This window comes from Sphingomonas guangdongensis (genome assembly GCF_900199185.1).
Classification (GTDB): domain Bacteria; phylum Pseudomonadota; class Alphaproteobacteria; order Sphingomonadales; family Sphingomonadaceae; genus Sphingomonas; species Sphingomonas guangdongensis.
The window spans coordinates 900,639-920,256 of the sequence record NZ_OBMI01000003.1 but is presented as its reverse complement, the minus strand read 5'-3'; the positions used below and the strand labels follow the sequence as shown (position 1 = coordinate 920,256).

At 69.0% G+C, this 19,618-nt stretch carries 16 protein-coding genes; 9 read left to right on the top strand and 7 right to left on the bottom strand.

Going from position 1 to position 19,618, the window contains the following annotated elements:
* The first annotated feature begins 31 nt into the window (after window positions 1–31).
* From CRO12_RS16600 to CRO12_RS16560, 9 genes are all read left to right on the top strand, one after another.
* Window positions 32–1,210, top strand: coding sequence for a cytochrome P450 (locus tag CRO12_RS16600; protein WP_097065012.1), 1,179 nt, complete (start codon window positions 32–34; stop codon window positions 1,208–1,210).
* Complete coding sequence (locus tag CRO12_RS16595) at window positions 1,207–2,328, top strand: CapA family protein (protein WP_097065011.1); 1,122 nt, start codon at window positions 1,207–1,209, stop codon at window positions 2,326–2,328. Before CRO12_RS16600 ends, CRO12_RS16595 begins: the two co-directional genes overlap by 4 nt.
* On the top strand, window positions 2,328–3,356 hold the full coding sequence (locus CRO12_RS16590) for a hypothetical protein (RefSeq protein WP_097065010.1): 1,029 nt from the start codon (window positions 2,328–2,330) through the stop codon (window positions 3,354–3,356). The genes CRO12_RS16595 and CRO12_RS16590 overlap by 1 nt, the downstream gene beginning before the upstream one ends.
* 68 nt (window positions 3,357–3,424) lie before the next feature.
* Window positions 3,425–6,133 (top strand): TonB-dependent receptor plug domain-containing protein, encoded by a 2,709-nt coding sequence (locus tag CRO12_RS16585; protein WP_097065009.1) that lies wholly within the window; start codon window positions 3,425–3,427, stop codon window positions 6,131–6,133.
* Window positions 6,133–7,629 (top strand): tannase/feruloyl esterase family alpha/beta hydrolase, encoded by a 1,497-nt coding sequence (locus tag CRO12_RS16580; RefSeq protein WP_245858564.1) that lies wholly within the window; start codon window positions 6,133–6,135, stop codon window positions 7,627–7,629. Before CRO12_RS16585 ends, CRO12_RS16580 begins: the two co-directional genes overlap by 1 nt.
* Before the next feature lie 87 nt (window positions 7,630–7,716).
* Entirely contained in the window at window positions 7,717–8,823 is a 1,107-nt protein-coding gene (locus tag CRO12_RS16575; protein WP_097065008.1) for a 5-methyltetrahydropteroyltriglutamate--homocysteine S-methyltransferase, read from the top strand.
* A gap of 51 nt (window positions 8,824–8,874) precedes the next feature.
* Window positions 8,875–9,621 carry an IclR family transcriptional regulator gene (locus tag CRO12_RS16570; protein ID WP_097065007.1) on the top strand — a complete coding sequence of 249 codons (747 nt, stop codon included), beginning with the start codon at window positions 8,875–8,877 and terminating at the stop codon, window positions 9,619–9,621.
* A gap of 95 nt (window positions 9,622–9,716) precedes the next feature.
* On the top strand, window positions 9,717–11,012 hold the full coding sequence (locus CRO12_RS16565) for an MFS transporter (protein WP_097065006.1): 1,296 nt from the start codon (window positions 9,717–9,719) through the stop codon (window positions 11,010–11,012).
* A 14-nt stretch (window positions 11,013–11,026) separates the two neighbouring features.
* On the top strand, window positions 11,027–11,488 hold the full coding sequence (locus CRO12_RS16560) for a MarR family winged helix-turn-helix transcriptional regulator (protein ID WP_245858563.1): 462 nt from the start codon (window positions 11,027–11,029) through the stop codon (window positions 11,486–11,488).
* 4 nt (window positions 11,489–11,492) lie between these two features.
* Here the strand turns inward: CRO12_RS16560 and CRO12_RS16555 are convergent, their stop codons facing one another.
* The 7 genes from CRO12_RS16555 to CRO12_RS16525 are packed head-to-tail and all read right to left on the bottom strand — an operon-like array spanning window position 11,493 to window position 19,589.
* Window positions 11,493–13,580: an acetate--CoA ligase family protein gene (locus tag CRO12_RS16555; RefSeq protein ID WP_097065005.1), complete on the bottom strand. Its 2,088-nt coding sequence runs from the start codon at window positions 13,578–13,580 to the stop codon at window positions 11,493–11,495.
* Between the two features lie 42 nt (window positions 13,581–13,622).
* A complete protein-coding gene (locus CRO12_RS16550) occupies window positions 13,623–14,465 on the bottom strand; it encodes a p-hydroxycinnamoyl CoA hydratase/lyase (protein WP_097065004.1) in 843 nt (280 codons plus the stop codon).
* 25 nt (window positions 14,466–14,490) lie between these two features.
* Entirely contained in the window at window positions 14,491–14,997 is a 507-nt protein-coding gene (locus CRO12_RS16545; protein WP_218838909.1) for a DUF3237 domain-containing protein, read from the bottom strand.
* 9 nt (window positions 14,998–15,006) lie between these two features.
* Entirely contained in the window at window positions 15,007–16,422 is a 1,416-nt protein-coding gene (locus tag CRO12_RS16540) for an aldehyde dehydrogenase (protein WP_097065003.1), read from the bottom strand.
* Window positions 16,423–16,480: 58 nt separating this feature from the next.
* Window positions 16,481–17,482: an aldo/keto reductase gene (locus CRO12_RS16535; RefSeq protein ID WP_281253424.1), complete on the bottom strand. Its 1,002-nt coding sequence runs from the start codon at window positions 17,480–17,482 to the stop codon at window positions 16,481–16,483.
* Window positions 17,479–18,651: a 4-hydroxybenzoate 3-monooxygenase gene (gene pobA / locus CRO12_RS16530; protein WP_097065002.1), complete on the bottom strand. Its 1,173-nt coding sequence runs from the start codon at window positions 18,649–18,651 to the stop codon at window positions 17,479–17,481. The genes CRO12_RS16535 and pobA overlap by 4 nt, the downstream gene beginning before the upstream one ends.
* Window positions 18,648–19,589 (bottom strand): Gfo/Idh/MocA family oxidoreductase, encoded by a 942-nt coding sequence (locus CRO12_RS16525; protein ID WP_097065001.1) that lies wholly within the window; start codon window positions 19,587–19,589, stop codon window positions 18,648–18,650. Before CRO12_RS16525 ends, pobA begins: the two co-directional genes overlap by 4 nt.
* Between the last annotated feature and the right edge of the window lie 29 nt (window positions 19,590–19,618).

Genomic DNA, 19,618 nt, shown 5'->3' with positions numbered 1-19,618 from the left:
AGCGCTTGCACATCACCGTACGCTGATCGCTATGAGCCATGACTTCGATCCGCTTCAGCTCGAGACCTTCGACAGCCCGCATGTCGAATACGCGCGGCTGCGTCAGGGTTGCCCGGTCGCGCACAGCGATACCTGGGGCGGGTTCTGGGCCCTGATGAAGCACGCCGACGTCGCGGAGGCTGCGGCCGACTGGCGCAGCTTCGTCACCTCCAAGCAGAATGTCGTGCCCAAAGTCGCCTTCACCGGGCGTCGGCCGCCGCTCCACCTCGATCCACCCGAACACACCCCCTATCGCCGTGCGCTCGCTCCGCTGTTGACCGAACGGCGCGTGGAGCGGCTTCGTCCCGTGATCCGCGGCATCTGCCGGGAGCTGCTCGGCCGGATGGTGAGCGCAGGCGGCGGCGACGTGGTCGCGGACTTCTCCGCCCACATGCCGATCGCGACCTTCGCGCACTGGATGAACCTGGACCCGCAGGCGGTGCGCGAGCTGACGGAGGTGGGCAAACGCTACAACATCGCCGTACAGTCGAATGACGTCGACGCGACCAAGGAATCGAGCCTGTGGCTCTACGACATGGCGCGCGCGATCGTCGCTGACCGGCGCGCCAATCCGCTGCCGGAGAACGAGGATGCGACCAGCGCGCTGCTCGCCGCGCGAGTCGATGGAGAGCCACTGCCGGACGAGATGATCGTCGGCACGATCCGCCAGGTGCTGGTGGTCGGCATCATCGCGCCGAGCGTCATGATCGGCTCGATCGCCGCGCATCTCGGCCGTGACCAGGCGCTCCAGGCCCGGCTGCGCTCCGATCCGGCGCTGGTGCCTGCGGCAATCGACGAGTTCCTGCGCCTCTACACGCCCTACCGCGGTTTCGCGCGCACGGCGCTCACCGACGTGACGATCCGCGGCCGGACCATCCCCGCGGGCGAGCCGATCGCGCTGGTCTACGCCAGCGCCAACCGCGACGAGCAGGTGTTCGAGGGCGCCGACGAGTTCCGGCTCGACCGCGCCAACATGAAGGACTCGGTCGCGTTCGGCCGCGGGCCGCACCAGTGCGTGGGGGCTGCGCTCGCCCGGCTGGAGCTGATCGTCGCGCTGGAGGAGCTGCTCGCCGCTGCCCCCGGCTTCAAACTCGCAGGCGAGCCGCAGCCGACCCGCTTCCCCGAGATCGGGGCCCTGTCAACGCCGATCAGCTTCGTCAAACCGGCATGAGCCACGTCCTGCTCGCGACCGGGGACCTCGCCATGGACCGGGCGGACTATGCGGAGAGTTTCACGGCAACCCGTGACGTGCTGCGCGCCGCCGACATCGTCTTCGGGCAGCTGGAGACGAGCTTCGCACTGAGCGGCGTTCGCGCGCCGCAGGCCCGGCACGCGGTGCTGGCGCGGCCTGACGGCGCCGACGCGCTCGCCGACGCCGGCTTCGACGTGATCTCCATGGCCGGCAATCACGTACTGGACTGGGGCAACGACGCCTTCTCTGAAACGGTCGGAAATATCGAGCGGGCGGGCATGCAGGTGGTCGGCGCAGGCGCGACGATCGCCGAGGCGCGCACCCCCGTCAGCATCACGCTCGGTGACGGCACCCGCGTCGCGATCCTCGCCTACTCGTCTATCCTGCCGCAGGATTACTGGGCGACCGAGCGGCGCCCGGGTTGCGCACCGATGCGCGCTTTTACCCACTATGAGCAGATCGAGCACGATCAGCCGGGGACGCCTGCGCGCATCCACAGCTGGCCGCACGGCGAGGACTTGGCCGCGTTGGAGGCGGACGTGCGCGCCGCCAAAGCGGCCCATGACGTGGTCGTCGTCTCGCATCACTGGGGCATCCACTTCGTCCGCGCGACGCTGGCCGACTATCAGCGCGCTGTCGCCCGCGCGACGATCGCGGCTGGCGCCGATGCGATCATCGGCGGGCACGCGCACATTCTGAAGGGCTGCGAGCTGATCGAGGGCAAGCCGGTCTTCCACTCGCTCTGCAATTTCGCGACCGACCTGCGCATGGACGCCGCTCATGCGGCATCGAAGAGCTTCAACGAAATTCGGGTGCTTGCCGAAAATTGGGAGCCGGACTTCGACAGCCTCTACAATTTCCCGCCCGCATCGCGCCTGTCGATGGTCGCGCGGCTGGAGATCGCGGGCGGGCGCGTCACCCGTGCGGGCCTCCTCCCGCTCTACATCGACCGCGACGCGGTGCCGCGGTTCTGCAAGACCGGAACCGCGCGCCATGCCGAGGTGATCGATTATCTGACGGCGGTGACGAAGGAGGCGGGGCTGAACGCCCGCTACACGCCCGCTGACGACATGGTCGAGCTGGCGGAGGCGGCGTGATGCGCTGGCGCGACTTTCCGCTGGAGGGTTACGTCCTTCTCTATTTTCTCGCCTACCTGCCAAACGCGGTGCTGCTGAAGCTGCTGTCCTCGTCTCCGCACGCCGGGCTCGGCCGCCCGCTGACCGGGCTGGAGACGCTGCCCGCATCGCTGATCATCAGCACGCTGCTGACGTACCTCTTCATCTGGTGGTCGGGCTGGCACCGTGACGCGCACGGCGTGACGATCGCCGGCGCGCGCGTGCCGGTGCCCACGCGCTACACGCTGCTGTCGGGGCTCGGCACTGCGCTGGTGCTGTTTACCGTGCCGCTCTCGTTCACGATCCCGAACGTCAGCATCCCCTTTATCCAGCTGCTGATGCGCGGCGATATCCTCATCATCGCGCCGCTGGTCGATCTTGTGTTTGGGCGGCGGGTGCGCTGGTGGAGCTGGACGGCGCTCGTCATGGTGCTGGGTGCCCTTGTGCTGACGCTTGGCGACCGCGGCGGGCTGAAGCTGCCGCCGATCGCGATCCTCACGGTGGTGCTCTACACCGCCGGCTATTTTCTCCGCCTCCTCGTCATGACCAAGGTCTCGAAAAGCGGCGATCCGGCCTCCGTCCGCCGCTACTTCGTCGAGGAGAAGGTGCTCGCGCTGCCGCTCTCCGTCCTGTTCCTCGCGATCGTCTCGGCAAGCGGGATCGGCGGCCAGTCGAGCGAGCTCAGCTGGGGGTTCCTGGCGGTCTGGACCGACCCGGTGATCTTGCCGCTGTTCGTGATCGGACTGACGCTGACGATCGTCTCCGTGTTTGCGATCATCATCCTGCTCGACCCGCGCGAGAACGCCTATTGCGTGCCGCTGGAGCGTGCCGCCAGCCTGGTCGCGGGCGTCGGCGCCGCGCTGATCCTCGCGGCGGGATGGGGGCTCAAATACCCGCGTTCCGCCGAGCTGATCGGCGCGGCCATCCTGATCGCCGCGATCGTGCTGCTGTCGGTCGCGCCGCGGCTCGCGTCACGGCCGGCAAGGGCAGCGCGCGCCGAAGCCAACTGATCTTACCACTGACCGGCCCCATTCGCGGCAACAAGCGGGAGCGGGCATAGAGAGAGGAACGAAAGGCCATGATCACCACGTCCAAACGCCTGCTGCTGGGCGCCGCCCCGCTCGCGCTGACCCTCGCGCTCGCCGCACCCGCCGCCGCGCAGACGGCCGAGCCGGTCACCGATCAGCAGCCGGCAACGCCCGCCACCGCCGACACCGCGCCCGATGAGGACGGCGCGGCGCAGGACATCGTCGTCACCGGATCGCGCATCCGCGGCATCGCGCCGGTCGGATCGAGCGTGATCGCGATCGACCAGGCCAAGATCGCGGAAACGCCGGTCACCTCCACGAACGACCTGCTGCGTCGCGTGCCCCAGGTGGTCTCGCTCGGCGCCAACCGGGCGGGCGGTTCGGCGCAGAACGGCGCGGCCAACGCGACACGCGGGGCCGGCATCAACCTGCGCGGGCTCAGCACCAACGCGACCCTGCTGCTCTACGACGGCCGCCGCTTTCCGCCGCAGGGCACCCAGGGTCAGTTCACCGACCCGTCCGTGCTTCCCTCCATCGCGCTCAGCCGCGTGGAAGTGATCGCCGACGGCGCCTCGGCGATCTACGGGTCGGACGCGGTCGCCGGCGTGGTCAACCTGATCCTGCGCCGCGACTTCGACGGATTGGAGGCGCGCGGCCGCTACGGCTTCACCGACGGCAACTATGACGAGCGTCAGGCATCGGCGATCGCCGGCAAGCGCTGGAGCGGCGGCTATGCGATGCTCGCCGGCGAGTGGACCTACAACTCGGCGCTGATCGGCACCGACCTCGACTTCTACCAGAACGACAACCGCGCGCGCGGCGGGCGCGACCTGCGGGTGCTGACCTGCAATCCCGGCACGATTACCGCAAACGGCGTCAGCTACGCGATCCCGACCGGCGGCGTGACCGCGGCGAACCGCGGCAGTCTGGTCGCGGGCACCAGCAACCGCTGCTTCTACGACCGCGACTTGGAGGTCATCCCCGACCAGGAGCGCTTCAGCCTGACGGGCGCGCTCAGCCAGGAGATCGGCGACCGCATCCGCGTGTTCGCCGACGGCTTCTGGTCCAGGCGTGAGGGGACGCTTCCGCTGATCGCCAACATCAACACGGCCGTGCCCAGCACCAATCCGTTCTACGTCGCACCTGCCGGGGTCACGCCGGGGCTGTGCCCGGCAAGCGCGGGGGTTGCGGCCGGCACGCGCTGCGTCACCGTTGCCTACTCGCTCTATCCGGAGTTCGGGCAGATCCAGCGCCGGTTCTGGAACGAGACGTGGAACGCTGTCGGGGGCGTCGAGGTCGATCTGTTCGGCGACTTCCGCGCGACCGCCTACTACAGCCATGGCGAGTCGGAGGAGGTCGACAATCGGCGGCAGAACGGCGCCAACGCCGCCGCCCTCGCCGCGGCGCTGCGCGACACCAACCCGGCGACGGCGCTGAATGTCTTCGGCGGTACCAACAATCCCGCGACCTACGCGCGGCTGATCGACAACCTGTTCGTAATCACCGGCCGCACGAAACTCGACGTCTACAACGCGCAGGCCGACGGCACGTTGTTCGCGCTGCCGGGCGGCAACGTTCGCCTGGCAATCGGCGGCGAGCACCGTGTCGAGTACACCTTCACCGACCTGCAGACTGGCACCTCGGCCGCGCCGGTCGCGGTTGGCAGCGATGGGGAGCGTAACGTCGACGCGGTGTTCGGCGAATTGTTCGTGCCGATCGTCGGCGCGGGGAACGCCTCACCGGGGCTGGAGCAGCTCTCGCTCAGCGCGGCGCTTCGCTACGAGAACTACAGCGACTTCGGGAGCACCACCAATCCGAAGATCGGCGTCACCTACAAGCCGTTCCGCGGGCTGTCGCTCAAGGGCACCTATGGCACGTCGTTTCGCGCGCCGACTTTTACCGAGGTTTCGACGGTCGGCGGTGGCGCCGGGCTCTACTTCGACACGCTGCCGGGGCCGAACGGCAACCAGATCGGCATCGGCATTGCCGGCGGAAATCCCGACCTGCAGCCCGAACAGGCGACGACCTGGTCATTCGGCGTGGAGGCGGCCCCGCCCGAAATCCCGGGGCTGGTCGCGAGCCTCACCTACTTTCGAATCGACTACACCGACCAGATCCAGGCGCTGCGCGGTACGCCGGGGCTGCTGACCAACCCGATCTATCGCCAGTTCGTGCAGTTCAACCCGACGGCTGCAACGATCAGCGGGCTGGTCAACTCCGGCCTGCCGCTCAACGCCGTGATCGACCAGAGCCAGGTCACCTTTATCGCCGACGGGCGCCGCCAGAACCTCGGCACCTCCTTGCTGCGCGGGTTGGACTTCGCGCTCAGCTACAACTGGCAGATGGGCGACATCCGGATGGATGCCGGCATCCAGGGCAGCTACATCCTCGACTATCTGTTCGAGGCGGTGCCGGGATCAGGGCTGGTCAGCGTCGTTGACACCTTCGGCTTCACGCAGAAGTTTCGCAACCAGGCCGACATAGGCGTGCAGTGGCGGGGATTGCGCAGCCGCCTGACCTGGAATCACCTGGCGGGTTACTTCAACACCACCGTCACGCCGCGGCAGCAGATCTCCAACTACGACACCTTCGACCTGTCGGTCGGGTTCGAGCTGACCCGCAATGTCACGATCGGCGCCGACGTCCGCAACTTGTTCGATGAGGAGCCGCCCTTCGTCGACACCACCGGCGGCTATGATCCGCAGGGTGCGAACCCGATCCCGCGCATCGTCTCGCTCACCGCGCAGGTGAAGTTCTGATGCTGCTGGCGGCGGCGGCCGCGTGCGCGAGTCTCGCGGGCGCTCAACTGGGCGGCGCGACGATCGTGCGCGCGACTGCCGTCGCCGAGCAGAACGGATGGACGCCGACAGTCGCGCAACGCGGCTACGCGCCAATGCCGGTCGGCAAGCCGCTGTGCCGGGTCGAGGGCACCATCGAGGGCACGATCGGCTTCGAGCTCTGGCTGCCCGCGCAGTGGAACGGCCGGCTGCTCGGCGCGGGCGTGGGCGGCGACGCCGGCATCTACAACTACCTCGACATGAGCCGCCGGGTGGCGGAGGGCTTCGCCACCGTCACCACCGACAGCGGTCACAAGGTCACGCAGGCGCGCTGGATGGCGAATCCGAAGGCGCGGATCGATTACGAGCACCGCGCCGTTCACCTGACCGCGGCGGCGGCCAAGGCAATCGTCCAGCGCTTCTACGGCAGACGCGCGAACCGCAGCTACTTCACTGGCTGTTCCGGTGGCGGGCGCCAGGCGCTCAAGGAAATGCAGAACTATCCCGGCGACTACGACGGCGTCATTGCCGGCGCACCGGGGCCGTACATGCCGCTGGTGTCGGTGAGGATGATGTGGGGCGCGCTGCTCCAGAAGAACGATCCGGCCGGTGCGCTGTCCGACGCCGACTGGGCGCTGTACGAGCGCAAGGCGACGGAGGCGTGCGACCGTGCGGACGGAGTCGCCGACGGTATCGTCGAGAATCCGCTCGCCTGCCGCTTCCGGCCTGCGGCGCTGCTGTGCAAAGCGGGGCAGGCGGGAGACTGCCTGTCGGCGCCGAAGCTCGCCATGCTGGAGCGGATCGTCGCGCCGATGCCGGACGAGCAGGGCCGGCCGATGGACAAGGGGCTGCTGCCCGGCATCCGCACCCGGCCGGGACCGCCGTCACCGCTGCTCCGCGCGATGTGGGCCGATGCCGTCTACAACGACCCGAACTGGGACGAGGACCGCTTCCAGCGCACCGCCGATCTGGTGGCGGCGAACCGCGTCATGCCGGAATTGCGCGCCGATCGGACCCGGATCGCGCCGTTCCTGGCGCGCGGCGGCAAGGCGATCATCTACCAGGGCTGGGCGGACCCGTCGGTGATCGCCCGCCCCACGCTCGATTACTATGCGGCGCTCGCCCGCGCCAACGGCGGTGTGGAACGCCTGGACGAAGCGGTGCGGCTGTTCATGGTGCCGGGAATGTACCACTGCCGCGGCGGTCCCGGCGTCGACAGCTTCGGCGCATCGGGGCAGGAGAGCTACCCCGACGATCCCTCACGCGACATGCTGTGGGCGCTGATCCGCTGGGTCGAGCAGGGCCAGGCGCCCGAGCGGATCGTCGGCACCCGCCTGACGGTGGGCAAGCCCGAGTTCACGCGGGCGCTCTGCGCCGCCCCGAACGCGGCGGTGTTCACTGGCGGGGACGAGCGCTCGGCCGCGTCCTACGTCTGCCGCCCCGATCCGTTGCTGGTGAGCGAGCTCGCTGCGCGCTGAATTGGCGTGCGCGCCGTTGCGTGCTGGCCCTCGTCTCGCCTACGAGCGGCATTGTTACGCCGACCTACAATCCCAGGAGTCCAGAGGATGCCGACGCCCCCATTCCGTGCCGATCACGTCGGCAGCTTCCTCCGGCCCAAGGCGCTGATCGACGCCCGCACCGCGTTCAAGGCCGGCGAGATCGACGCGTCGACGCTCCGCACGGTCGAGGACGACGCGATCCGTGACATCGTCCGCTATCAGGAAGAGCTCGGCTACGAGGGCGTGACCGACGGTGAGTTTCGTCGCACCTACTTCCACACCGACTTCCTGCTCCAGCTCGACGGCGTTGAGGAGGCTGGCGGCACCCAGGTCAAGTTCCATCAGCACGGCGGCAAGGAGCTGGAGTACGCACCTCCTGTCATGAAGATCGCGGGCAAGGTCGGGCACGGCCGCGACATCCAGCGCGCCGACTACGAGTTCCTCGCGGGCTGCACGAGCCGGACCGCCAAGGTGACGATCCCGTCCCCGACCATGCTGCACTTCCGCGGCGGGCGTGATGCGATCGATCCCGACACCTACCCGGACCTGGAGGAATTCTACACCGATCTCGCCGCTGCCTACCGCGCCGAGATCGCGAGCCTGGCGGACGCCGGCTGCCGCTACATCCAGCTTGACGACACCAACCTCGCCTATCTGTGCGACGACACGCAGCGCGAGAACGCGCGCAAGCGGGGCATGGACCCGGATGCGCTGCCGCGACTGTACGCGCAGATCATCAACGATTCGGTTCGCGATCGCCCGGCCGACATGGTCGCGACCGTGCACCTGTGCCGAGGCAACTTCCGCTCGTCCTGGGCCGCGGAGGGCGGCTACGAGCCGGTCGCCGAGGTGCTGTTCAACGAGCTCGCGGTCGATGGCTACTTCCTGGAGTATGACGATCCGCGCTCGGGCGACTTCGCGCCGCTCCGCCACCTGCCCGCCGGCAAGACGGTGGTGCTCGGGCTCGTCACGACCAAGCTCGGCGCGCTCGAGTCCGCAGCCGAGATCCGTGCCCGCATTGATGAGGCCGCGCGTCACGCCCCGCTCGACCAGCTCGCGCTGTCGCCGCAGTGCGGCTTCTCCTCCACCGTCCACGGCAACGACATCGAGGTGGAGCAGCAGTCGGCCAAGCTGCGACTGGTTCAGGATGTCGCGCGCGAGGTGTGGGGCTGACGGGCGCGAGTGCGGCTGGATCACGCCGCCGCACTCCGTCATGATTGGCGGATGGCTGACAGGGATCAAGGCGGGGTCAAGTCCGCGAACCGTGCGCTCGACATCATCGAGCTGGTGATCGCGCGCGGCCAGCCGCTGGTCGCGCAGGAGATCGCGACCGGGCTGGGCATCCCAATCAGCAGCCTGTCCTACCTGCTTTCCACGCTGGTCGCGCGCGGTTACCTCGCGCGGGACGGGCGACGCTACCTGCCCGGGGCGGGGCTGGAGCGGCTGCGACTGCGCGAGCGCGGCTTCAGCCTGGCCGATCGCGCGGCGCCGCTCGTCCGCACGCTGCGCACGCAGCTGAACGAAACTAGCTCCTTCTTCGTGCGCGATGGCTGGCAGCTGGAGGCGCTGGTCACCGAGACCAGCGAGCAGGCGCTCCGCTACGCCGTTCCGCCCGGCGCCCACAACGGGTTGCACGGCTTCGCGGCCGGCAAGGCGATCCTGGCGGCGCTGCCTGACGCCGAGCTCGACCGCTACTTCAAGGAAAGCGAGCGACTGCCCTTTACCGAGCGGACCGTCACCGACGAGGCGGTGCTGCGGGCCGAACTCGCCATCGCCCGCCGCGACGGGGTGGCGGTCACCATCGGCGAGTACGACCTCGGCATCATCGGGATCGGGCGAGCCGCGATCGTCGGCGGCGAGGTCGCAGGCGCGTTCAGCGTGGCCTACCCCCAGACTCGCGACACGCCCGCGCTCCGAGCACGGATCGTCGACCTGCTCGGACGTGTCGCCGCGCTGCTCGAGGGTAGCTGAGCGGACCCGGACGTGTCCGTGGCAAGCGGGCACTTGCCGCTAGGTGTTGTCTGGCATAGCGGTAGGCGAAGAAACGGAACGGAGGGGAAGGCGGCATGGCGGATCCGCGGGACATTATCGATCAGCGGCCGATGTCGCGGTTCCAGTGGGTCGTTGTGTCGGTCATGATCGGGCTTAACGCGCTCGACGGTTTCGACGTGCTGTCGATCAGCTTCGCCTCACCCGGCATCACCCGCGACTGGGGGATCGACCGCGCGGCGCTCGGCATCGTGCTGTCGATGGAGCTCGTCGGGATGGCGATCGGCTCCATCATCCTGGGCGGGGTCGCCGACCGGATCGGCCGACGCCGAACCATCCTCGGCTGCCTGGTGGTGATGGCAGCCGGCATGTTCCTCGCCTCCACTGCGCAGAACATCGCGACGCTCTCGGTCTGGCGCGTGCTGACCGGGCTCGGCATCGGCGGGATGCTGGCCGCGACCAACGCGGCGGTAGCGGAGGCGTCCAACGCCGCGCGGCGCAGCCTGGCGGTGGTGCTGATGGCGGCAGGCTATCCGGTCGGCGCGATCATCGGCGGCTCGATTGCGGCGCAGCTGCTGCGGCTCTACGACTGGACGGCGGTGTTCGAGTTCGGCGCCGTTGTCACGCTCGCGTTCATCCCGATCGTCTACTTCTTCGCACCCGAGTCGATCGCCTTCGAGCTCGAGCGGCGCGGGCCGCGGACGCTGGACGCGATCAACCGGACACTGACCCGCATGGGTCACGGCACGGTCGACAGCCTGCCCGCGCCGACCGGTGCGCGTGCGCGCCTGCCGATCGCGGCGCTGTTCTCGCCGGCGCTGGTCCGCACTACCGTTCTGCTGACGCTCGCCTATCTGGCGCACATCATGACCTTCTACTTCATCCTGAAGTGGATACCGCAGATCGTGAACGACCGCGGGTTCGCGCCTGCCTCGGCGGCGGGCGTACTGGTCTGGGCCAATGTCGGGGGCGCGTGCGGTTCGCTCTTGCTCGGGCTGCTCACCGCGCGGGTGCGGCTGTGGACGCTGACGATCGTCGCGATGGTTGCCTCCGCCGTTCTGGTGACGCTGTTCGGGGCGGGGCAGGCCGACCTGGCGCAGCTCTCACTGGTCGCCGCGGCGGCGGGCTTCTGCACCAACGCCGGCGTCGTCGGGCTCTACGGCCTGCTTGCGCAGAGCTTCCCGACCGACGTGCGCGCGACCGCCACCGGCTTCGCGATCGGGGTGGGACGCGGTGGTTCCGCGCTCGCGCCCGCCGTCGCCGGCTTCCTGTTCGCGGCCGGTTACGGATTGCAGACGGTCGCGATCCTGATGGCGATGGGGTCGATTGTCGCGCTTCTTGCGCTGCTTGGCTTGCGCGCCCGGTCGGTCTGAAGGAAACAGGGGCGATGGCGACACAGATGATCGAGGAGCGCGACGGCTCCGACCTGGGGGTATTGGCGGAGTTGGCGGGGTACCACCTGCGGCGCGCATCCAACGCGGTCGGCAGCGACTTCGCGCGCGCGGTGGCGGGCACGGGTGTGCGGCAGGTACTGTTCGGCATCCTGTCGGTGGTGGACGCGAACCCGGGAATCAACCAGGGCGCCGCCGGTCGCCTGCTCGGCATCCAGCGCGCCAACATGGTCGCGCTGATCAACGAGGTGGTGGAACAGGGCTGGATCGACCGGACGGTCGCCGCCGACGATCGCCGCGCCTTCGCGCTCACCATCACCCGCAGCGGCACGGAAGTGCTCGCGGCGACGCTCGCCCGCATCCGATCGCACGAGGATCAGATGATGGCGGACCTGTCGGCCGACGACCGGGCGCAGCTGATCGCGCTGCTCTCCCGCATCGAGGCGCGCGAGCGCTGAGCCGCTAGTCGGCCGCCAGGATCAGCGCGTCGAGCGCGACCACGCCCTGACCATTCGGGTACACCACGACCGGGTTGAGGTCGATCTCCCGGATCGCGGGTGTGCCGAGCAGCACGCGGCCGAGTGCCGCCACCAGCGTGGCGACCGCGTCGACGTCGAGCGCGGGCGACCCGCGGTAGCCGTCGAGCAGCGCGCCGCTCTTCAGCTGGCGCAGCTCGGCCGCGATCGCCGCGGGCGGCAGGTCGGGTGCGAGCAGGCGGACGTCGTGGAGCAGTTCGGCCTGAACACCGCCGAAGCCGACCAGGATCACCGGTCCCCATTCCGGATCGCTCTTTGCGCCGATGATCAGCTCGGTCCCGCGCGCGCCCATCTTCTCGACCTGCGCACCGTCGAGTGCGATCCCGGCATCATAGGCGGCAACGTTCGCGAACAGACGGTTCCAGGCTGCGGCAAGCGCGGCATCGTCCGCAATATTCAGGATCACGCCGCCGGCGTCGCTCTTGTGGCTTAGCGCGGCCGCCTGCGCCTTGATCGCGACCGGATAGCCGACGCGCGTCGCGATTGCCTGCGCCTCGGCTGCGTCGCGCGCGAAACCGCCGGCGGGAAAGGCGATGCCGAGCGGCGCCAGCAGTTCCTTCGCCTGATACTCGGGGATCACGCCGGCGGGCACCTCTATGGTGACCGGTGCGTCGGACACCCGACTCGCATCCCGCGCGGCAAGCCGGGAGAGCTGCGCAAGCGCGCGGAAGGCGCGGTCCGGCGTCGGGAAATAGGGCACGCCGAGCGCGCGCAGGTCGCGGACATAACCGGGGTCGAACACCGCGCCGTCGTCCAGCCCGGCGAACAGCACCGGCTTGTCGGGCGCGAGCGTGCGGATCGCCTCGATGATCGGCTTGAACTTGCGCGCGGCCGTCGTCTCGTCGGTCTGGATGATTCCGAGTACGACCGCAGCATAGGCGGGGTCGGCGAGCAGCGGCTCCAGCGTGCGGCGATAAAGGTCGGGGTCGACCAGCGCCTGCGCGGTCAGGTCCATCGGGTTGCTGACCGGGATGAAGTCGGGGATGGCTGCGCGCATCGCAGCGGCGGTCGCGTCCCCCATCGCCGGCAGCGGCAGGCCGATCCGCTCGGCGAGGTCGAGCGTGAGCGCCTTGAACGCGCCGCTCTCCGTCAGCACCGCGGTACCGCCCTGCGCGACCGGGTTGGCGCGGAACGCGATGTCGAGCACGTCGCCGAGCTCCTCCAGTCCCTCGACCAGCACCACGCCCGCGCGCGTCACCTTGGCGCGCATCAGGGCATAGTCGCCCGCCATCGCGCCGGTGTGGGTCGCGGCGGACTCGCGCGCCGCGCTGGAGGTGCCCGGGTGCAGGAGGACAATCGTCTTGCCTGCCGCCCGGGCAGCCTCCGCCAGCTTCAGGAAGCGTGCCGGCTGGCGGAACTGCTCCACGATCATCCCGATCACGCGGGTGTCCGGATCGCCGAGCAGGTGCTCGACATAGTCCTCGACCCCGCTCGCCGCCTCGTTGCCGGTCGAGACGGTGAGGGTAATCGGCAGTTCCTTCGCCATCAGCGTCGTGCCGAGCACCACCGCCATCGCCCCCGACTGCGACACGATGCCGATCCCCGCACCGGTGATCGGGTGCGGCGGCGTCTCCACGAACGTCAGCGGCACCCCGGCCTTGAAGTTGGTCATGCCGAGGCAGTTGGGACCCTCGATGACCATCCCGCGGGCGCGGGCGATCTCGGCTACCTCGCGCTGCGCCGCCAGGCCTTCCTCGCCACCCTCGGCAAAGCCGGCGGCGAAGATCACCGCCGCACCCACACCCCGGTCCGCGAGCGCCCGCACCGCGTCGAGCACCGCCGGACCCGGGATCGCCAGCACCGCCGCATCGACTCCGTCGGGCAGGTCGGCGATCGACTTCAGGCATGGCCGACCGCCGATCTCGTCCCGCTTCGGGTTGATGAGGTGAATGGCACCGGCATAGCCGTGCCGCTCCAGGTTCATCAGCACCGAATTGCCAAGCGAACCGGGGGTCGGCGACGCCCCGACGATCGCCACCGAACGGGGCGCAAGCAGGCGGGAAAGATCAGGCATGGGTCAGAGATCCGGCGTCAGGGCAGGGCAGGGTGGACGGCGTCAGCTCTTCGCCTGCTGCTTCGACAGGTCGTAGGCGCCGAGCCCGGGCTTGTAGCTCTTCTCGTCGATGAACTGGCGGATGCCTTCCTTGCGACCCTCGTTGTCGTAGGAGTTGGCGGCCTCCTGCGCGCGGACCAGATAGTCCTCGGCGTCCTCGTAGCTCATCAGCGACACGCGGCGCACCGCATCCTTGGTCGCCTTGAGCGCGACCGGGTTCTTCTGGAGCAGCACGCTCGCGACTTCGGCGACGCGGTCCTTCAGCCTGGCGAGCGGCACCGCCTCGTTGACCAGGCCCCATTCCGCGGCGGTCTTGCCGTCGATGTTCTCACCCATCATCGCGTGGTACATCGCCTTGCGGAACGGCAGCAGCTCGACCGCAACCTTGGTCGCACCGCCGCCCGGCAGGATGCCCCAGTTGATTTCACTGAGCCCGAACTTTGCCTCCTCGGCCGCGAACGCCAGGTCGCAGGCAAACAGCGGACCGTAGCCACCGCCGAAGCACCAGCCATTGACCATCGCGATCGTCGGCTTCTGGTACCAGCGTAGCCGCCGCCACCAGCCGTAGCTCTCGCGCTGCGCCTTGCGGGTGCCCTTCAGCCCGTCGGCCTCGGTCTCGCGAAAATACTCCTTGAGGTCCATGCCCGCGGTCCAGGCAGCGCCTTCGCCGCTCAGTACCAGCACGCCTACATCGTCGCGGAACTCGAGCGCGTCGAGCACCTCCATCATGTCGCGGTTGAGCGTCGGGCTCATCGCGTTGCGCTTGTCCGGGCGATTGAACTTCACCCAGGCGATGCGGTCGACGACCTCATAGGCGACGACGCCGTTGCTGCTGGTTTCTGCCATGATTGTTCCCCTGATAAAGTGGCCGTCACTCGACGGCGAAGACCTGGATCTCGACATTAGCCGGCCGGCGAATGCCGACCGCGACGAAGTGGGTGCGACGCAGCCAGCCGTGTGCGCCCGTGGGCGCAGTGAAGCGCGGATTGCTGCGGAAGTAGTAGCGTGACGGATCGACCTGAGCGCCACGGGCAAGCTCGGCGGCAACCTCGGGCGTGGCGGTGCGAACCCCTTCGTTCACAACGTCGATGATCGTGCCGTCATCGGCCCTGATCGAGTAGCGCGCGCGTACCTCGGTCAGCCCGTCGTCGTGGAGCGCCTGCCAGTCGCCGCCGCCAGCGAGCACCGTGCCGGTCAGCCGTGGACCGGACACCCGCCCCCCGGTGATCGGCACGAAGCGCATCCGCTTGCCGTCGACGCGGCCCTGCTCCTGCGGAGCGCCGACATCCACCGACACGGTGAAGGCGTGGGCCAGCCGTGGCGGGGCGACCTGCGCCGCCGCCGCGACCGCCACCAGGAGGGGGCCTGAGGTAAGCACCGGACCTGCTCAGATCGGATAGTGGCCGGGCAGCGTCTCGATCGTCACCCAGCGCAGCTCGGTAAAGGCGTCGATCCCGGCGCGGCCGCCGAAGCGCCCGTAACCGGACGCCTTGACGCCGCCGAACGGCATCTGCGCCTCGTCATGAACGGTCGGACCGTTGACGTGGCAGATACCCGACTTGATCGCCCGCGCGACTCGCAGGCCGCGGGCGGTGTCGCGGGTGAAGACAGACGCCGACAGCCCATATTCCGTGTCGTTCGCCATCTCGATCGCTTCCGCCTCGTCGCGGGCGCGGGCGATGCCGACGACAGGGCCGAAGCTCTCGTCTCGGAACAGCTTCATCTCGGGCGTGACACGATCGATGACGTGGGCAGGCATCAGCACGCCGTTCGCCTCGCCGCCGACCAGCTGCTCGGCGCCCTGCGCCAGCGCATCGTCGATCAGCGCGCGGACGACGTCGACGGTCTTCTGGTCGACCACCGCGCCCAGCGGGGTCTTGCCCTCACGCGGATCGCCGACCGCCATGGTGCCGACCTTCTCGCGGAACTTTGCGGCAAAGGCGTCGGCGACGGCATCGACCACGATGATCCGCTCGGTCGACATGCAGATCTGGCCCTGGTTCATGAACGCGCCGAATGCCGCGGCCTTGACCGCCTCATCCAGGTCGGCGTCCTCCAGCACGAGGAGCGGTGCCTTGCCACCCAGCTCCAGCAGCACCGGCTTGAGGTGCTCGGCCGCGCGCTTGGCGATGATCCGTCCGACATGGGTCGATCCGGTGAAGTTGATGCGGCGCACCGCCGGATGGTCGATCAGCGCGCCGACGATTTCCGGCGCATCCTGCGGTGCGTTGGTGACGATCGAGACGGCGCCCGCGGGCAGCGCCTCGTTGAACGCTTCCGCGATCAGGCTGTGGGTGCGCGGGCACTGCTCGCTTGCCTTCAGCACCACCGTGTTCCCGCAGGCGAGCGGTACCGCGACCGCGCGCACGCCCAGGATGATGGGGGCGTTCCACGGCGCGATCCCGAGCATGACCCCGACCGGTTCGCGCAGCGCCATGGCAATGCAGCCGGGCTTGTCGGAGGGGATGACCTCGCCGCCGATCTGGGTGGTGATCGCCGCCGCCTCGCGGATCATGCTGGCGGCGAGCATCAGGTTGAAGCGCGCCCAGCCTTCGGTCGCGCCGATCTCCCCCATCATCGCATCGACGAACTGGTCGGCGCGTGCTTCCAGCGCGACCGACGCCTTCATCAGCGCAGCGCGGCGCGCGTTCGGCCCCAGCGCGGACCAGGCGGGGAAGGCTGCCGCGGCCGCCTCGACCGCCGCGTTCGCGTCGTCGATCGTTGCTGCCGGGGCGGTGGTCGCGACCTCCCCGGTGACGGGGTTGTGCCGCTCGAACGTGCGCTCAAGAACTGCTGTCGCCATAAGTCCTCTCTCCTATTGTTATGGATCATACCATCGGAGCGAGGTGATGCAAGCATTCTCAGGCGAGTTCTTCGTCCGGAAACGTCTCCGTCGTCACTTGCGCCTGCGCCGCGCGCGGGTAGCGGGCGCCGCGCAGCTTGCCCGGCGGCAGGATCGCTTCGACTGCGGCGATCGCCTCAGCCGGCAGCGTGACCTCCGCCGCGCCGACGTCCTCCTCCAGGTGAGCGACGCTGGTGGTGCCCGGGATCGGAATTGCGCCGCGCGCCAGCAGCCAGGCGAGCGACAGTTGCGCGGGCGTGATCCCGAGCGAGCTGGCAAGATCGGCGAACCGCGCGGCGATCGACAGATTGTGCCGCAGGTTCTCGCCCGTGAAGCGCGGCATGGAGAGGCGAAGGTCGCCGCTCGCATAGGCGTCGTCGCGAACACCGCCGGCGAGCAGCCCGCGCCCGACCGGCGAGAAGGCGACGAAGCCGATGTCGAGCGCACGGCACGTTTCCAGCACCGCGATCTCGGGATTGCGCACGGCAGGCGAGTATTCGGTCTGGACAGCGGTGACCGGATGCACGGCATGCGCGCGGCGAATCGTGTCGCTCGCCATCTCCGACAGACCCAACGCGCCGATCTTGCCCGCCTCCTTGGCCCGCACCAGTGCAGCCACGGAGTCTTCGATCGGTACCGCCGGATCGGCGCGGTGCAGGTACATGAGGTCGATATGGTCGGTGCGCAGCCGCTGGAGCGACTGGTCGATCGACCAGGCGATCGCCTCCGGCGACCCGTCGAGGATGCGCTTCCCTTCGCGCAGGCCGAGCACGCACTTGCTCGCGAGCACGTAATCACCGCGGCGGTGGCCAACCGCGTCGGCGATCAGCGCTTCGTTGCGGCCGCCGCCGTAGAGCGCCGCGGTGTCGAGCAGGGTGACGCCTAGGTCGAGCGCGCGGTTGAGCAGCCGTGCGCCCTCATCTGCCGGTGGCGGCGTGCCATAGGCGTGGCTGAGGTTCATGCATCCTAGCCCGATCGCCGACACCGTCAGTGTGCCGAGTTGCCGGGTCGGGAGGGTCACAGCGGCAACCCGACGTAGTTCTCCGCTATCACCTTCTGCATGGCGGGCGAGGAGGCGACGTAATCGAGCTCGGCCGACTGCATCCGGTGCTCGAACGTGCCGTCGTCGGGGAAGCGGTGCATCAGCTTGGTCAGGTACCAGCTGAACCGCTCCGCCTTCCAAATCCGCGCGAGCGCGCGTGCCTGATAGGCGTCGAGTGCGGCGTCGCTGCCGTCGCGATAATGGGCGATCAGCGCGTCAGACAGGTACGCGACGTCCGATGCCGCGAGGTTCAGCCCCTTGGCTCCGGTCGGCGGCACGATGTGCGCGGCGTCCCCCGCCAGGAACAGCCGCCCGCGCCGCATCGTCTCGAACACGTAGGAGCGGAGCGGCGCGATCGACATCTCGAGTGCGGGTCCGCGGGTGACGCCGTGCTGAGAAATCGGATCGAACCGCGCGGCAAGCTCGTCCCACAGCCGGTCCTCCGGCCATTCCTCCAGCTTCTCGGTCAACGGCACCTGGATATAGTAGCGGCTCCGCGTCGGCGAGCGCATGGAAGCGAGCGCGAAGCCGCGCGGGCCGTTGGCGTAGATCAACTCGTCATGGCACGGCGGCACGTCGGCCAGGATGCCGAGCCAGCCGAACGGATACTCGCGCTCGAACTCGGCCGCGCCGCCCGCCGCGGCGATCGCCTTGCGGGAAGGGCCGTGGAAGCCGTCGCACCCGGCGATGAAGTCGGCCTCGATCCGCTGCTCAGCGCCGTCCTTGGTGAAGGTGACGCTCGGCCGGTCGCCGTCGATGTCGTGGATGGCAAGATCGCCCGCCTCCCACACGATCTCCAGCCCGCGCTCCGGCGCGGCGGCGATCAGGTCGCGGGTCACTTCGGTCTGGCCATAGACGGTGACGTGCTTGCCGGTGAGCCTGGTGATCTCGATCCGGAACAGCCGGTCGCCGTCGGCGAGGGCGAAACCCTCCTCCAGCAAGCCATTGGCGTTCAGCCCCGCGTCGATGCCGAGCCGGTGGAGCAGGTCGGTCGTCACCGTCTCCAGCACGCCCGCGCGAATCCGGCTCTCGACGTAGGAGCGGGTCTGCCGCTCGACCACCACGCAGTGGATCCCGCTCGCGCGGAGCAGGTGGCCGAGCAGCAGGCCGGACGGGCCGCTGCCGATGATCGCGACCTGCGTCCTCATGCGCCGAGCTGCTGTTCCAGGCGGTCGAGCACGCGGTAGCAGGGGATGACCTGCGCCACGCTGGCGTTCGGCTCGCGCCCTTCGCGGATGGCGGCGACGAACTCGCGGTCCTGCAGCTCGATGCCGTTGTTCGATACGGCGACGCCCGACAGGTCGACCGGCTCCTCCTTGCCCGTCACCAGATCGTCGTAGCGCGCGATCCAGGTGCCGTTGTCGCAGATGTAGCGGAAGAAGGTGCCGAGCGGACCATCGTTGTTGAACGAGAGCGACAGGGTGCAGATCGCGCCCGACTCCGCCTTCAGCTGGATTGACATGTCCATCGCGATCCCGAGCTCCGGGTGCTTGGGCCCCTGCAGCGCGTGCGCCTCCACGATCGGCCCGGCCTGGTAGGCGAACAGGTCCACCGTGTGCGCGGCGTGGTGCCACAGCAGGTGGTCGGTCCACGACCGCGGCTCGCCCTTCGCGTTGATGTTCTTGCGGCGAAAGAAATAGGTCTGGACGTCCATCTGCTGGACGCTCAGCTCACCGGCCGCAATCTTGTGGTGAAGGAACTGGTGCGACGGATTGAAGCGGCGGGTGTGGCCGACCATCGCGACCAGCCCGGTCTCCTGCTGCTTGGCGAGCACCGCCTCGCCGTCCGCCAGGCTGTCGCACAGCGGGATCTCGACCTGGACGTGCTTGCCCGCCTCCAGGCACTGGAGCGCCTGCGCGGCGTGGAGCTGGGTGGGGGTGGCAAGGATCACCGCATCGAGGCCGGGCTGCTCCAGCGCCTCGGCCAAGTCGGTGCAGGCGTGGCCGATGCCGTACTTGGCAGCGACGGCTTGGGTCGGCTCAAGCGAGCGACCGACGACGGAGACGACCTCGACCCCGTCGATCCGCTGAAGCGCGTCGAGGTGCTTTTCTCCAAAGGCGCCGGCACCGGCGAGGGCGATCTTCATTGCTTTAGCTCCAATCTTCAGCCGTCACC